Origin of the sequence: Staphylococcus delphini, from assembly GCF_900636325.1 — a bacterium.
GTDB classification, from domain to species: domain Bacteria; phylum Bacillota; class Bacilli; order Staphylococcales; family Staphylococcaceae; genus Staphylococcus; species Staphylococcus delphini.
In genome coordinates, this window is the sequence record NZ_LR134263.1 from 848,875 (window position 1) to 863,196 (window position 14,322).

A 14,322-nucleotide genomic window follows, 5' to 3' on the forward strand; every position below is an offset into this window, starting at 1 on the left:
ATTCGTTTTTATTGTTTGAACAGATGAAATGGTTGAAAGGAGTGTACATCATAGTGACTGCTAATTTATTTACCCTTGCAGCAGCTGGTGGTGGTGTGAACATCGGGGATATTATTGTAACAGTAGTAACTTTCCTCATTTTACTCGCACTACTTAGAAAGTTTGCTTGGGGACCACTTAAAAAAGTCATGGACGATCGTGAGCGTTCAATTAATCAAGACATTGATGATGCAGAACGTGCAAAATTGAATGCGCAACGTTTAGAAGAAGAAAATAGACAAAAACTTAAAGAAACACAAGATGAAGTTCATAAAATTCTTGAAGATGCCAAGTTACAAGCAAGACGTCAACAAGAAGAAATCCTTCATGAAGCCAATCAACGTGCCAATGGTATGCTTGAAACGGCACAAAGTGAAATTAAGAGTGAAAAAGAACGTGCATTAGCAGAAATTAATAATCAAGTTTCGGAACTCTCAGTACTGATCGCATCAAAAGTATTACGTAAAGAAATCTCTGAACAAGATCAAAAAGCTTTAATTGAGAAGTACGTTAAAGAGGTAGGGGATAAGTAATGGCTGACGTTGCTCAAAAATATGCCCAAGCACTGTATGATGTCACATTATCACACAATGTCTTATCCGAGGTATATGATGAATTGACAGAAATCAATACAGCTGTTGAAAGTCAAATTGATTACTTAAAAGGCATCGATTATGAACCAAAAATTACAATCGCGGATAGACGCCATATTGTAGATAATGTTTTTGCAGGAACACAACCTTATTTGATGAATACGTTAAAAATTGTTGCGGGACACCGTAATTTACATTTAATACCTGCTATTTTCAAAGCATTTGAAGCGCAGTATTATCAATTCCACGGTCTGGCAGATGCCTATGTTGAATCAGCTTCTACTTTAGATGAGGATGAAGTGATGCAAGTGAAAAACGCATTGTTAGATCGTACAGGACTTAAAGATTTAATCATTCATTCTACTGTAAACGAAGAACTGATTGGTGGCGTACGCGTGAAAATCGGTACAAAAGTATATGACGGCAGTGTACAAAATGATTTAAATCAACTCGTTAAGAAATTTAACAGAGCACATTAATTAGATTAAATGGAGGAGTGACATAGATGGCCATAAAAGCTGAAGAAATTAGTGCATTACTTCGCTCACAAATTGAAAACTATGAGTCAGAAATGTCTGTAACGGATGTAGGTACAGTTATTCAAATTGGTGACGGTATTGCATTAGTTCACGGATTGAACGACGTTATGGCTGGTGAGTTATTAGAATTCCATAACGGCGTACTTGGACTGGCACAAAACTTAGAAGAAACAAACGTGGGTGTCGTTATTTTAGGTCCTTATGATGAGATTAAAGAAGGCGACGAAGTGAAACGTACGGGTCGTATCATGGAAGTACCTGTAGGTGAAGAACTGATCGGTCGTGTTGTGAACTCATTAGGTCAACCTATTGATGGACAAGGCCCTTTAAACACAACAAAAACACGTCCTATCGAGAAAAAAGCAACAGGTGTTATGGCGCGTAAATCTGTTGACGAACCTTTACAAACAGGGATCAAAGCAATCGATGCCTTAGTACCAATCGGCCGTGGTCAACGTGAGTTAATCATCGGTGACCGTCAAACAGGTAAAACAACTGTAGCGATTGATACGATTTTAAACCAAAAAGATCAAGATATGATTTGTATCTATGTCGCAATTGGTCAAAAAGAATCAACTGTTCGTGCAGCAGTTGAAAAATTACGTCAAGCCGGTGCATTAGATTACACAATCGTTGTATCTGCATCAGCAGCACAACCAGCGCCAATGTTATACATCGCGCCATATGCGGGTGTAACGATGGCAGAAGAATTTATGTTCAACGGTAAGCACGTTTTAATCGTATATGATGATTTAACAAAACAAGCTGCAGCATACCGTGAGTTATCATTATTATTACGTCGTCCACCAGGTCGTGAAGCCTACCCAGGTGATGTATTCTACCTACATAGTCGTTTATTAGAGCGTGCGGCGAAATTAAATGATGATTTAGGTGGCGGTTCGATTACTGCATTACCATTTGTTGAAACACAAGCCGGGGATATCTCAGCATACGTTCCAACAAACGTGATCTCAATTACTGATGGTCAAATCTTCTTACAATCAGACTTATTCTTCTCTGGTATCCGTCCAGCGATTAATGCGGGTCTTTCAGTATCACGTGTAGGGGGATCTGCACAAATTAAAGCGATGAAGAAAGTTGCAGGGACATTACGTCTAGACTTAGCTTCATATCGTGAACTTGAATCATTTGCGCAATTTGGTTCTGACCTTGATGAAGCAACAGCAAGTAAATTGGAACGTGGTAAACGTACGGTTGAAGTATTAAAACAAGACCAAAACAAACCACTTCCTGTTGAACACCAAGTATTGATTATTTATGCATTAACACGTGGTTATTTAGATGATATTCCTGTTGTGGATATTACACGTTTCGAAGCGGAAATTATCGAATGGACAAAATCTAACGCAAATGAAATCTTTACTGAAATTCGCGAAACAGGTGGCTTACCTGCAGACGAAAAATTTGAATCAGCAATCAATGAATTCAAAAAAGGTTTTAAAGCTTCAGAAGAATAATTGAACAGATGATTAAAATAGATAAGGTGGTGAGATGGTGGCTTCATTAAAAGAAATTGATTCACGTATAAAATCGACGAAAAAGACGAAGCAGATTACGAATGCAATGAACATGGTATCAAGTTCTAAATTGCGTAAAGCTGAGAAGAATGCGATGACATTTCGTCCTTATATGGAAAAAATGAAAGACGCAATTACAGCAATCGCGGGATCGAATAGAGTTTCATCACATCCGATGTTGAATGAACGTCCTGTGAAACGTGTCGGTTATATGGTCATTACGAGCGATCGTGGACTTGCGGGGGCTTATAGCGCAAACGTGTTAAAGAAAATGATTCGTGATATCGAACAACGTCATAGCAGTCCTGAAGAGTATCGTATTATCGTACTAGGACAAATCGGTGCGACATTTTTACAAAACCGTGGCTATCAACTTGAAAATACGTTGACTGACATTCCGGATCAGCCTGCATTCAAAACAATTCAGGCAATCGGAAAACGTGCCATCGATTTATACGTAGATGAACAAATTGATGAATTACACATCTACTATAGCCATTACGTAAGTGTAATCGAGAATAAGCCTAGCAGTAAAAAATTATTACCATTATCTCCAGAGGACTCTAGCTTAGGTCACGGTGCAATGGCCACTTATGAATTTGAGCCAGACAAAGATGCCATTCTGAAAATATTATTACCTCAATATATTGAGAGTTTAATTTATGGTACGATTCTTGATGCAAAAGCAAGTGAACATGCGTCACGTATGAATGCAATGAAGAATGCCTCAGATAATGCAACAGAAATGATTGACGATTTATCATTACAATATAACCGAGCGCGACAAGCAGCCATTACACAACAAATTACTGAAATTGTTGGTGGTTCAGCAGCGTTAGAATAATTTTGATTATAAGGAGGAAGAAACATGGGATTAGGCCGTGTAACTCAGGTCATGGGGCCAGTAATTGACGTGCGTTTTGAACATAACGAAATTCCAAACATTAACAACGCACTGCTTATTGATGTGTCAAGAGACGGTGAGACTGAGAGCTTAACATTAGAAGTTGCCCTTCATTTAGGCGATGATGTTGTACGCACAATCGCAATGGACTCTACTGACGGTGTTCAACGTGGTGCGGAAGTAAGAGATACAGGAGCAGCAATCAGTGTCCCTGTCGGCGATGCGACATTAGGACGCGTATTTAATGTATTAGGTGAACATATTGACTTAGAAGAGCCAATTGATGCTTCTGTACGTCGTGACCCAATTCATCGTGAAGCGCCTAAATTTGATGAACTCTCTACAGAAGTAGAAATTTTAGAAACAGGTATTAAAGTTGTTGACTTATTAGCACCATACATTAAAGGTGGTAAAATCGGTTTATTCGGTGGTGCCGGTGTAGGTAAAACCGTATTAATCCAAGAGCTGATCAATAACATCGCACAAGAACACGGTGGTATTTCAGTATTTGCCGGTGTAGGTGAACGTACTCGTGAAGGTAACGACTTGTACTATGAAATGAAAGACAGTGGCGTTATTGCGAAAACTGCGATGGTATTCGGTCAAATGAACGAGCCACCAGGTGCGCGTATGCGTGTTGCACTTTCTGGTCTAACAATGGCTGAATATTTCCGTGATGAACAAGGCCAAGACGTGTTATTGTTCATTGACAACATCTTCCGTTTCACACAAGCAGGTTCTGAGGTATCGGCATTATTAGGTCGTATGCCATCAGCAGTAGGTTACCAACCAACACTTGCAACAGAAATGGGTCAATTACAAGAACGTATTACATCAACAAACAAAGGATCTGTTACGTCAATCCAAGCTGTATTCGTACCTGCCGATGACTATACTGACCCGGCACCAGCAACAGCTTTCGCTCACTTAGATGCGACAACAAACTTAGAGCGTAAATTAAGTGAAATGGGTATTTACCCAGCGGTGGATCCATTGGCTTCAACATCACGTGCTTTAGAGCCAACTATTGTTGGACAAGAGCATTATGATGTGGCACGTCAAGTTCAATCGACGTTACAAAAATACCGAGAATTGCAAGATATTATCGCAATCTTAGGTATGGATGAATTATCAGAAGAAGATAAGAAAACAGTTGAACGTGCGCGTCGTATTCAATTCTTCTTATCACAAAATTTCCACGTCGCTGAACAATTTACGGGTCAAAAAGGTTCATACGTACCAGTTAAACAAACAGTTCAAGACTTTAAAGCCATTTTAGATGGTAAATACGACCACATTCCAGAAGATGCATTCCGCTTAGTCGGCGGCATTGATGATGTGATCGCTAAAGCTAAAGACATGGGTGTAGAAGTTTAATACAAATTAGGAGGCTTGGATAATGAACACATTAACCTTAGATATCGTCACTCCTAATGGTTCTGTTTATAAAGAAGACAATGTCGAAATTGTTGTCTTACAAACGACAGCAGGCGAGATGGGTGTGATGTACGGTCACATTCCGACGGTTACACCATTGCGTATTGGTCATGTGAAAGTGACTAAAGATGGCAAATCGGATTATATAGCTGTAACAGAAGGGTTTGCTGAAATTCGTCACGAAAAAGTGAATATTCTAGCTCAAGCTGCAGAGTCAGCAGATGATATTGACTTAGAACGTGCGAAATCAGCGAAACAACGTGCAACTTTCTACCTTGAAGGCGATCGTGATGATACGGATTTAAGACGTGCTGAACGTGCATTGAAGCGCGCTGAAAACCGTATCGAAGTTGCGAAATATAAATAATCAAATGCACATCAAAAAGCTCGGTATGTCCCTCGTGGCAGACCGAGCTTTTTGGCGTTATTGAAGGCGAGAATGTCATGGTCGACAATAAAGCAAGCTGTAAAATATGCCTTACACACATTTGAGTAGATGCACACATATCGACTGATTTTTGAAATATAGGAAGTCGACGATTGAGATGATAACGCATACATTTCGTTTGCTGAAAAGATACCGCATGCTTTGCAAAAATTCTATACAAAAACTATGAAAGACAGTAAAATGTAAATTGCTTGTCATTTAGCACTATAATGTGAAAAATTGTGTTTCTTTAAGTTGCTTATAGTATGATTTGGGCTTTAAATCATGTAAAATTAGTAAAAGAGATTATATGTGGAGGAGCAATATCAATTAATGGATTATTTAGGACAATTTGCGATAGCACATATTATAATGCATGTTTTATGCATTTGTGTCGCCTATTGGGGATTAAACGCCGTTCGTTTAGACCAGTTTTTCAAAAAGGGATTTCCATTACAAGTACAAGTCATCATGATATTTTTGGCAATAGTGATTGGCGCAAGCGTGAGTAATTTTATCATTGATTTATTACAATTTTCAACTCAAATTAAATACTTATTTTAATCGTTAAGATGTTTAAAGTGTATAAAATAAGTTAATACGTTATGGGTAGATAGATTCATTTTCAGAGCAAAAATAGAACAGAGCTGTAAGCATAGTGGAGGATTAATAAGATGGATAGAATTATTGTTCAAGGTGGAAATACACTTAAAGGTGAAGTCGGAGTAGAAGGAGCGAAAAATGCAGTTTTGCCGATTCTCACAGCGTCTTTGTTAGCAAGTGATGGCAAAAGTGAACTTGTCAACGTTCCGGCGTTAAGTGATGTGGAAACGATTAATAATGTACTGAGTGTATTAAATGCGAAGATTAAATATAATGAAAAACAACAATCAGTCACCGTTGATGCGTCGAAAGATTTAAGTGAAGAAGCGCCATATGAATATGTGAGTAAGATGAGAGCGAGTATTTTAGTTATGGGGCCGTTATTGGCGCGTTTAGGACGAGCTAAAGTTGCGTTACCAGGAGGATGTGCGATTGGTTCACGTCCGATTGAACAGCATTTAAAAGGATTAGAAGCGCTCGGTGCTGAGATTCATCAAGAAGCAGGATACATTTATGCAGAAGCACCTCAAGGACTTGTCGGTAATGAAATTCATTTCGACTTTCCAAGTGTCGGTGCAACACAGAACATCATGATGGCAGCATCGTTAGCAAAAGGGCGTACAGTGATTGAAAATGTTGCGAGAGAGCCAGAAATTGTGGATTTAGCCAACTATATCAATGAAATGGGCGGCGATGTCAAAGGTGCTGGTACCGATACAGTGATCATTAATGGTGTTGAATCATTAAAAGGGGTGAAGCATGCCATCATTCCTGACCGTATTGAAGCGGGTACATTGATGATTGCAGCTGCCATTACACGCGGTGATGTGCTCGTCAAAGGTGCGATTAAAGAGCATATGACAAGTCTCGTATATAAATTAGAAGAAATGGGTGTCGAATTAGATTTTACAGAAGAGGGCATCCGAGTGACAGCACCGGAAAAATTACAGCCTGTCGATATTAAAACATTGCCACATCCTGGTTTCCCAACAGATATGCAGTCCCAAATGATGGCGTTACTCCTTACAGCTGAAGGGCATAAAGTGGTCACTGAAACCGTATTTGAAAACCGTTTTATGCATGTAGCGGAATTCAAACGTATGAACGCACAAATTTCAGTTGAAGGTCGCAGCGCTAAAATCGAAGGGAAAAGTGCGTTACAAGGTGCACAAGTGAAAGCGACTGATTTACGTGCAGCTGCAGCATTAATTTTAGCTGGACTTGTAGCGGATGGTGAAACGATTGTCACTGAGTTAAAACACCTTGACCGTGGCTATGTTGATTTTCATGGCAAGCTTAAATCTTTAGGTGCCAATATTGAAAGAATTAATGACTAAATGGAAATACGGGCTACAAACAATAATGGATTCAATTAGTTTTAAATTAACTTTATTTGTTTTTATCGCAATCATGATGTTTGTAGTCGGTTTAATGACAGGCTTTATTATCAACCATGATAACGTGTTGAATACATTTAATTTAAGGTTTTGGCAACATATCATCGAAACAATTGGAGGACATCACTAATGGAAACAATCTTTAATTATAATGAAATTAAAAACATCATCCCGCACAGACAACCTTTTTTATTGATTGATAAAGTGGTTGAATACGAACCAGGTCAGCGTTGTGTAGGCATTAAACAAGTGTCTGGTAATGAACCGTTTTTCCAAGGGCATTTCCCAGATTATGCGGTTATGCCGGGCGTGTTAATTACTGAAGCGTTGGCTCAAACAGGTGCAGTAGCGATGTTAAATAGTGAAGAAAACAAAGGGAAACTCGCTTTATTTGCAGGAATTGATAAATGTCGATTCAAAAAGCAAGTGGTGCCTGGTGATACTTTAGTGTTAGAAGTTGAAATTACAAAAATTAAAGGACCGATTGGTAAAGGGACTGCAAAAGCAACTGTTGATGGTCAAATTGCATGTAGTTGTGAATTGACTTTTGCATTACAAGATCCAAACGCATAAATCAGATATAAAAAACCACCTCGTCTTCATAATGAGGTGGTTTTTGTAGGTTGAATTGGTGATCAATTTTCACGATTCAATTTGAAGTTAGTACATATATGTATGCCTCAAATGTTATTGTCGTTCGTCTTTAAGGCGTGGTTTAGATTTCATCATGCGATTGAACGTTGTGATGAGCTCTTGACCTTGCATACCTTCGTTGACCAGTTGTTCGAGTAAATTTTCCGCATAAACTTGTCGCAATGTATAAATATGACACTCAAATACAACTGAAATGCTGCCATTTAAAGGTGTAATATGCTTGATTGTCGCATCAAATAGTGCAGGATCATTCGATGGTCGCGTAATGACGACACGAATATCTAAAAGTGTTTCCGCCTCCATGTACGCTTGCATCTGTTCTTGATGTATATCTGAAATAACGATTTCTAACACCCAACCCGTACCACTATTCTCTTTATTAATAATTACGCCGTCTAGAAGTTCATATTCAGCCACGCTACTATTTTCAGAAACGATTTGGAAACGAACAGCTTTAAACGTCTTCATTGGAGCCACCCCCATCTCATTTAAAAAACTTTACGAAATTTCTATGGTACTTTTAATTATAACGCAATTTTTAAAATAATTCTCGATAAGGCTTAAATATCTCTCGATGCATACTTTAATTTTATAGGAATTTGCATTTTGTCATTTCACATTGAAAGGTTTATATTACAGGTACAGGAGGTGAACAACATTAACCATTTTCAAGCAGTAGGTATCATTAACCGCCCGCCCAGTTTTTACGAAAAGGAAGAGAGTTACTTTGTTACCTTTACCGTTGCTGTCACGCGAGAGTATTTAAGTAAAAACCAAAAGCCCATCACTGATTACTTAAATTGTAAAGCGTTCGGTAATATTGCTCTTCAAATTCACGAAACGATCCAAGAGGGGACAACTGTAGCGATAAGCGGGCAAATCCAAACGAGACGTTATGTTCATAATGATGAAAAACGTTATGCTACAGAATTACTCGTTTCACAAATCTCTCCAATTGGCACAGTAACGATAGCGTCAAACACAGATGAGTTCAACGATGAATAGCAAAGCAACAAGCAAAGATTTTCCAATATTTGATAATCCCACCTATTTTTATCAACCCTTCTCAAAGTATATTCTCCGATTGAAATAATTCGATTTATCTCACACCATTACTTTTATCTTCAACATATTGACTTGAGCTCTAATGAAATTTGGTAGACAACCTACTACCAAAATTGTCTAACTATCAACCTTGAAATGAGGTGTATTGGCTATTAAATACTGTATTGTATTTAGTGGCCAATCGCCACTTTTATTCTCATTAATATTTATCGAATGATTCATAAGAAATGCAAAATAATCTAATAGAGTCATTTGTTTTGTTAAACTATACATATATTTCGCAATTTGTTTAGTGCTTTTACATAATTGAACTTGCGTTAGGTTTCTGATACATTAAAGGTAACTAAAAAATGAAGGACTACTAGGGGTGCCGATTGATGGCTGAGATGAATGGATATTCAGACCCTCTGAACCTGATTTGGATGAAACCAACGTAGGGAAGTAGCACATGGACACGCATGCTTCAGTGTGTGAACAAGGCTACTTTCAAGGTAGTCTTTTTTCATATTAAAGGAGAATGAAGATGCGTTTTTCTGAACAAATTAAACAAGAAGCACAACCTATTATTGAACAAATTTATCAAGATGGTTTTATACAAGGCATGCTTAACGGGGACATTGCGGCAGAATCAGTTAAACATTATTTACGTGCAGATTCACGTTATTTGAATGAATTTGCCAAAATATATGCGCTACTGATACCGAAAGTGGATACGAAAGGTGAAATTCAATTTTTAACAGAACAAATTCAGTTTGCGAGTTCTGGAGAAGTAGAGGCCCATCATATTCTAGCGGACTATGTTGGTGAAGATTATCAAAGTGTCATTCAACAAGGGGATTGGTATCCGTCTGCCGACCACTATATTAAACATATGTATTATAACGCTTATGCTTTTGACAATGTCGCTTATACCATTGCTGCAATGGCACCGTGTCCATATGTGTATCAACAATTAGGTAAAATGGCGATTGAAAATCATCATTTTGAGGCCAATCATCCATTAAAAGCGTGGTTCGATTTTTACAATAAAGAAATGGATACACTGTTGTCCTATATTGATCGTTGGCTCGATTCATATGCAGAAGTGAGTTCCGAAAAAGTTCAACAACAATTGAGACAAAACTTTCTACAAAGTACAGTTCATGAACGAAACTTTTTCAATATGGCGTATCAACTTGAAAAATGGGAATTTGGAGGAGAAAAATGATGGAAAAACCAAAAATTGCGCTAACGATTGCAGGTACAGATCCAAGTGGTGGTGCAGGCGCCATGGCAGACTTGAAATCTTTTCATTCTTGTGGTGTCTATGGCATGGCTGCAGTGACAAGTATCGTGGCTCAAAACTCAATGGGTGTGCAACATATTCACAATTTAGAAGCAAGTTGGTTAGAAGAGCAATTAGCCAGTGTGTTTAATGATGAAATGCCACATGCGTTAAAGACAGGGATGATTCCGACACCAGAGATGATGGAAGTGATTGCGTCATATTTGCAAAAGATTGATATTCCATATGTGATTGACCCAGTTATGGTTGCTAAAAGTGGTGATTCTTTAATGGACCAAAAAGTACGAAATCGTCTTAAAGAAACACTGTTACCATATGCAGATGTAGCAACACCTAATGTTCCAGAAGCTGAAGAAATCGCTGGCGTTACTATTGATTCGGTGGAAAAAATTCATCAAGTGGGCCGCTTTTTCATTCATGATATTGGTTCGAAAGGGGTCATTATTAAAGGTGGCCATTTAGAAGGAGATGCCATCGATCACTTATTTACGCAAGAGGGTCATTACGAATTTAAAAGCGAACGTTTTCCAACGCAACATACACACGGCACGGGATGTACATTTTCAGCCGTCATTACAGCAGAATTAGCTAAAGGAAAATCTGTTTATGACGCCGTAGCCAAAGCCAAAAAATATATTTCATTAGCGATTCAACATACACCAGAAATTGGTAAAGGTCGAGGTCCAGTGAATCACTTTGCATATGAAAAATTAAATGGGTGGGATTAACATGAATTATTTAGCAGAAGTTAGAAAGCAACAACCCCTTGTCGTTTGTTATACGAATGATGTCGTGAAAAACTTTACTGCCAACGGTTTGTTGAGTATGGGGGCAAGTCCGGCGATGAGTGAAGCCCCAGAAGAAGCAGCAGATTTTTTTAAGGTCACACAAGGCTTATTAATCAATATTGGTACGTTAACGGAGAGAAATAGTGAAGACATGCTCGCCATTGCTAAGACTGCGAATCAAATGGGAGTACCGATCGTTTTTGACCCTGTTGCAGTAGGCGCATCGCAATTCCGTAAAGATTTTTGTCAACGCTTTTTAGAAGAAATTGATGTAGCTGTCATTAAAGGCAATGCATCTGAAATTTTGACATTAGTGGATACAGCGACGACGATGAAAGGAACCGATAGTGCTTCGGATATTGATGTGGTCAGCATTGCACAACAAGCTTACGAAAAGTATCAAACCGCGATTGTCGTCTCAGGTAAAGAAGATGTTATTGTACAAGATGGCAAAGTGGTCATCTTATCAAATGGTTCTCCATTGTTGACAAAAATTACCGGAGCAGGGTGTTTGTTAGGTGCGGTAGTGGCAAGTTTCCTATTGGGTGAGACAAAACCATCTATCGACCAACTCATTGAAGCCGTTTCGTACTATAACATTTCAGCAGAACAAGCTGAATTACGTGAAGGTGCAGATTTACCGGGTACATTTTTAGTCGCTTTTATCGATGCATTAAATCAAACACTAGCTGAGTCTTATTTATTGGAGATTAAAAAGAGAGAAGTGAGTGAAAATGACATTTAATCGAAAACAATTACGTGTGTATTTTATTGCAGGTACACAAGATGTCAAACAAGGTAGTTTAGATACCATTTTAAAAGAAGCGTTAGAAGCGGGTATTACAATGTATCAATTTCGTGAAAAAGGCCCTTCATCTTTACAAGGTGAGGAGAAAGCTGCAATGGCCGTTCGTTTACGAGATTTGTGTCGTCATTATCACGTACCATTTATTGTTAATGATGATGTGGATTTAGCGATTGAAGTCGATGCGGATGGCATACATGTTGGCCAAGAAGATGCGAAAGTCCAATCATTTCAACATTTATTAGAAGATAAAATTATTGGTCTTAGTGTCGGAAGTTTTGAAGAATATGATCAGTCTGACCTTACCAACGTCGATTATATTGGTGTGGGACCTGTTTATGAAACAAGTTCTAAGTTAGATGCAAGTAAACCAGGTGGCATCCGTTTAATTCGACGCATGCGAGAATACGATGAAAATATTCCGATGGTTGCTATTGGTGGGATTACTGAAGAAAACGTTGCACCACTTCTTAAAAATGGCGCTGATGGGATTGCGACGATTTCATCCATTACACATAGTACAGATATTGAAAAATCTGTGAAACGTTACTTACAATATTTTAAATAAAGTTCAATTTATACCGGAATATATTTCCACCGCGTCTATTTCTATGATAAAATATCATTTATGTGAATATATCATTAGAGGTGGAAAAATGAAGAACAAAGCGTTAATAACAATGCTTGCAGGTGTAGTTTTACTTCTAGCGGGTTGTGACTATAGTAAACCGAGTAATCGAGACGGATTCTTTTTCAATACGTTTGTTCAACCAATGGACAGATTGATTCACTGGTTAGGGGATCATTTAAATAATAACTATGGTTTAGCGATTATCATTATCGTATTGGTTGTACGTATCGTCTTATTACCTTTCATGTTATCAAACTACAAAAACATGCATATGATGCGTGAAAAAATGAAAATTGCGAAACCTGAAATTACAGAAGCGCAAGAAAAAGTAAAACGTGCACGTACACAAGAAGACAAAATGGCAGCGAACCAAGAAATGATGCAAGTATACAAAAAATACAACATGAATCCAATGGCAAGTATGTTAGGCTGTTTACCGCTCATACTTCAAATGCCTATCATCATGGGATTATTCTTTGTCCTTAAATATCCGTCTGGTGGCGGTATCACGAAGTACTCAGATTTCTTATGGTTCCATTTAGATAAACCGGATATTTGGATTACCGTCATCGCGGGTGTCCTTTACTTCATCCAAGCGTATGTGTCAAGTTTTAATATGCCACAGGAACAACGTCAAATGGGTTATATGATGATGATTATCTCACCAATTATGATTGTGTGGATTTCATTTAGTTCTGCGGCGGCATTAGGCTTATATTGGTCAGTATCAGCTGCATTCCTTGTCGTTCAAACTTATATTGCCAATGTGGTATATGGTAAAAAAGCAAAAGAAGAAGTGGCGCCATTAATTAAAAAGTTTGAAGCAGAAAAAAATGGCAACAAAACAGGTAAGAACACACAAGTTGTAAGTAAAAAGAACAAAAAGAAATAATCATAGTGCACATACTTAAAGGCTGGGACGCTAAGTTCCCAGCCTTTTCCTATTCATGATTGTTTGATTTCGGTGTCCCATTCAGCAAAAAATTGTTGTAAAAAGCTTTCCATAAAATCATGACGTTGTTGCGCCATGTCTTTTGCTACGGGTGTATTCATTAAATCTTTTAATTTGAGTAGCTTTTCAAAAAAGTGTTTGATTGCTGATGGTGGTACTGCGCCTATGTTTGACAGTTGTTGCATTTCGGTTAAACTGTGGGCCCCTGTCCACATCGGCTCGTTAAAGTGACCGGCAAATTGAAATGTACGTGCAATGCCAATCGCGCCCATCGCATCGAGTCTGTCAGCATCTTGGACAATTTGCGCCTCAATGGTTTTGAGTGTGCCGACTGTTTGAGTTTTTCGAAAGCTCATATGGTCAATAATGTAAAAAATGGCTTCTTGATCGATTGTTGCGACCTGTTGTTCTTCAAAAAAGTGCAATAATGCTTGACGGGCACTTTGGGCGTCTACCAATTTGTCATCAACCGTATCATGAAGGAGTGATGCCATTTCGATATGGTAATGGTCAGCGGACGGATAGTGTTGTGCGATTTCAAGGGCGCGCTTTCTAACACGTAATACATGCGCGATATCGTGTCCGCTGCTATCATGTTGATGTGCCTTTCTCATATATTGTTCTGCTGCTTGAATCGTGTGTTGTTTCATTTCGTTAGTCATTCC

At 38.4% G+C, this 14,322-nt stretch carries 18 protein-coding genes and 1 riboswitch; of the genes, 16 read left to right on the forward strand and 2 right to left on the reverse strand.

All coding sequences use genetic code 11. The features are described 5' to 3' along the window. Positions 1 to 47 precede the first annotated feature (47 nt). The 10 genes from EL101_RS03795 (at position 48) to fabZ (ending at position 8,050) form a co-directional block, all read left to right on the forward strand. On the forward strand, positions 48 to 572 hold the full coding sequence (locus EL101_RS03795; RefSeq protein WP_096534009.1) for a F0F1 ATP synthase subunit B: 525 nt from the start codon (positions 48 to 50) through the stop codon (positions 570 to 572). Further along, positions 572 to 1,111 (forward strand): F0F1 ATP synthase subunit delta, encoded by a 540-nt coding sequence (locus EL101_RS03800; protein WP_096597980.1) that lies wholly within the window; start codon positions 572 to 574, stop codon positions 1,109 to 1,111. The genes EL101_RS03795 and EL101_RS03800 overlap by 1 nt, the downstream gene beginning before the upstream one ends. A gap of 26 nt (positions 1,112 to 1,137) precedes the next feature. Further along, a complete protein-coding gene (gene atpA, locus EL101_RS03805; RefSeq protein WP_014613346.1) occupies positions 1,138 to 2,649 on the forward strand; it encodes a F0F1 ATP synthase subunit alpha in 1,512 nt (503 codons plus the stop codon). Between the two features lie 37 nt (positions 2,650 to 2,686). After that, on the forward strand, positions 2,687 to 3,553 hold the full coding sequence (gene atpG / locus EL101_RS03810) for an ATP synthase F1 subunit gamma (RefSeq protein WP_096598062.1): 867 nt from the start codon (positions 2,687 to 2,689) through the stop codon (positions 3,551 to 3,553). A 24-nt stretch (positions 3,554 to 3,577) separates the two neighbouring features. Next, positions 3,578 to 4,990 carry a F0F1 ATP synthase subunit beta gene (atpD, locus tag EL101_RS03815; RefSeq protein ID WP_096543027.1) on the forward strand — a complete coding sequence of 471 codons (1,413 nt, stop codon included), beginning with the start codon at positions 3,578 to 3,580 and terminating at the stop codon, positions 4,988 to 4,990. Positions 4,991 to 5,012: 22 nt separating this feature from the next. After that, on the forward strand, positions 5,013 to 5,417 hold the full coding sequence (locus EL101_RS03820; protein ID WP_014613349.1) for a F0F1 ATP synthase subunit epsilon: 405 nt from the start codon (positions 5,013 to 5,015) through the stop codon (positions 5,415 to 5,417). A gap of 393 nt (positions 5,418 to 5,810) precedes the next feature. Continuing rightward, entirely contained in the window at positions 5,811 to 6,041 is a 231-nt protein-coding gene (locus EL101_RS03825; protein ID WP_096597978.1) for a DUF1146 family protein, read from the forward strand. 110 nt (positions 6,042 to 6,151) lie between these two features. After that, on the forward strand, positions 6,152 to 7,417 hold the full coding sequence (gene murA, locus EL101_RS03830) for a UDP-N-acetylglucosamine 1-carboxyvinyltransferase (RefSeq protein ID WP_096597976.1): 1,266 nt from the start codon (positions 6,152 to 6,154) through the stop codon (positions 7,415 to 7,417). Continuing rightward, positions 7,410 to 7,607: a DNA-directed RNA polymerase subunit beta gene (locus EL101_RS03835; RefSeq protein ID WP_241523322.1), complete on the forward strand. Its 198-nt coding sequence runs from the start codon at positions 7,410 to 7,412 to the stop codon at positions 7,605 to 7,607. The genes murA and EL101_RS03835 overlap by 8 nt, the downstream gene beginning before the upstream one ends. Beyond that, positions 7,607 to 8,050 carry a 3-hydroxyacyl-ACP dehydratase FabZ gene (fabZ, locus tag EL101_RS03840; protein ID WP_014613353.1) on the forward strand — a complete coding sequence of 148 codons (444 nt, stop codon included), beginning with the start codon at positions 7,607 to 7,609 and terminating at the stop codon, positions 8,048 to 8,050. Before EL101_RS03835 ends, fabZ begins: the two co-directional genes overlap by 1 nt. 114 nt (positions 8,051 to 8,164) lie before the next feature. On the opposite strand, the gene EL101_RS03845 is transcribed toward fabZ, so the two are convergent. Then, on the reverse strand, positions 8,165 to 8,599 hold the full coding sequence (locus tag EL101_RS03845; protein ID WP_014613354.1) for a YwpF-like family protein: 435 nt from the start codon (positions 8,597 to 8,599) through the stop codon (positions 8,165 to 8,167). Between the two features lie 180 nt (positions 8,600 to 8,779). On the opposite strand from EL101_RS03845, the gene EL101_RS03850 reads away from it, so the two are divergent. The 6 genes from EL101_RS03850 (at position 8,780) to yidC (ending at position 13,597) form a co-directional block, all read left to right on the forward strand. Continuing rightward, a complete protein-coding gene (locus EL101_RS03850; protein ID WP_096547111.1) occupies positions 8,780 to 9,136 on the forward strand; it encodes a single-stranded DNA-binding protein in 357 nt (118 codons plus the stop codon). A gap of 413 nt (positions 9,137 to 9,549) precedes the next feature. Continuing rightward, a riboswitch (TPP riboswitch) is annotated at positions 9,550 to 9,653 on the forward strand. A 66-nt stretch (positions 9,654 to 9,719) separates the two neighbouring features. Further along, positions 9,720 to 10,403, forward strand: a complete 684-nt coding sequence (gene tenA / locus EL101_RS03855; protein ID WP_096597972.1) for a thiaminase II — start codon at positions 9,720 to 9,722, stop codon at positions 10,401 to 10,403. After that, positions 10,403 to 11,209 (forward strand): bifunctional hydroxymethylpyrimidine kinase/phosphomethylpyrimidine kinase, encoded by an 807-nt coding sequence (thiD, locus tag EL101_RS03860; protein ID WP_019165812.1) that lies wholly within the window; start codon positions 10,403 to 10,405, stop codon positions 11,207 to 11,209. Before tenA ends, thiD begins: the two co-directional genes overlap by 1 nt. 1 nt (position 11,210) lies before the next feature. Beyond that, positions 11,211 to 12,014 (forward strand): hydroxyethylthiazole kinase, encoded by an 804-nt coding sequence (thiM, locus tag EL101_RS03865; protein WP_096597970.1) that lies wholly within the window; start codon positions 11,211 to 11,213, stop codon positions 12,012 to 12,014. Beyond that, a complete protein-coding gene (gene thiE, locus EL101_RS03870) occupies positions 12,004 to 12,642 on the forward strand; it encodes a thiamine phosphate synthase (RefSeq protein WP_096598060.1) in 639 nt (212 codons plus the stop codon). The genes thiM and thiE overlap by 11 nt, the downstream gene beginning before the upstream one ends. Before the next feature lie 88 nt (positions 12,643 to 12,730). Beyond that, positions 12,731 to 13,597 (forward strand): membrane protein insertase YidC, encoded by an 867-nt coding sequence (gene yidC, locus EL101_RS03875; protein WP_096543018.1) that lies wholly within the window; start codon positions 12,731 to 12,733, stop codon positions 13,595 to 13,597. Between the two features lie 53 nt (positions 13,598 to 13,650). Here the strand turns inward: yidC and EL101_RS03880 are convergent, their stop codons facing one another. After that, complete coding sequence (locus tag EL101_RS03880) at positions 13,651 to 14,307, reverse strand: HD domain-containing protein (RefSeq protein ID WP_096597968.1); 657 nt, start codon at positions 14,305 to 14,307, stop codon at positions 13,651 to 13,653. Between the last annotated feature and the right edge of the window lie 15 nt (positions 14,308 to 14,322).

What these genes read in the sequence shown, in the direction of transcription:
- atpA (WP_014613346.1), top strand. Translation starts at nt 1,138, where the DNA reads ATGGCCATAAAAGCTGAAGAAATTAGTGCATTACTTCGCTCACAAATT.
- tenA (WP_096597972.1), top strand. Translation starts at nt 9,720, where the DNA reads ATGCGTTTTTCTGAACAAATTAAACAAGAAGCACAACCTATTATTGAA.
- EL101_RS03800 (WP_096597980.1), top strand. Translation starts at nt 572, where the DNA reads ATGGCTGACGTTGCTCAAAAATATGCCCAAGCACTGTATGATGTCACA.
- thiD (WP_019165812.1), top strand. Translation starts at nt 10,403, where the DNA reads ATGGAAAAACCAAAAATTGCGCTAACGATTGCAGGTACAGATCCAAGT.
- EL101_RS03845 (WP_014613354.1), bottom strand. Translation starts at nt 8,599, where the DNA reads ATGAAGACGTTTAAAGCTGTTCGTTTCCAAATCGTTTCTGAAAATAGT.
- fabZ (WP_014613353.1), top strand. Translation starts at nt 7,607, where the DNA reads ATGGAAACAATCTTTAATTATAATGAAATTAAAAACATCATCCCGCAC.
- EL101_RS03820 (WP_014613349.1), top strand. Translation starts at nt 5,013, where the DNA reads ATGAACACATTAACCTTAGATATCGTCACTCCTAATGGTTCTGTTTAT.
- thiE (WP_096598060.1), top strand. Translation starts at nt 12,004, where the DNA reads ATGACATTTAATCGAAAACAATTACGTGTGTATTTTATTGCAGGTACA.
- yidC (WP_096543018.1), top strand. Translation starts at nt 12,731, where the DNA reads ATGAAGAACAAAGCGTTAATAACAATGCTTGCAGGTGTAGTTTTACTT.
- EL101_RS03825 (WP_096597978.1), top strand. Translation starts at nt 5,811, where the DNA reads ATGGATTATTTAGGACAATTTGCGATAGCACATATTATAATGCATGTT.
- atpD (WP_096543027.1), top strand. Translation starts at nt 3,578, where the DNA reads ATGGGATTAGGCCGTGTAACTCAGGTCATGGGGCCAGTAATTGACGTG.
- EL101_RS03880 (WP_096597968.1), bottom strand. Translation starts at nt 14,307, where the DNA reads ATGAAACAACACACGATTCAAGCAGCAGAACAATATATGAGAAAGGCA.
- murA (WP_096597976.1), top strand. Translation starts at nt 6,152, where the DNA reads ATGGATAGAATTATTGTTCAAGGTGGAAATACACTTAAAGGTGAAGTC.
- thiM (WP_096597970.1), top strand. Translation starts at nt 11,211, where the DNA reads ATGAATTATTTAGCAGAAGTTAGAAAGCAACAACCCCTTGTCGTTTGT.
- EL101_RS03835 (WP_241523322.1), top strand. Translation starts at nt 7,410, where the DNA reads ATGACTAAATGGAAATACGGGCTACAAACAATAATGGATTCAATTAGT.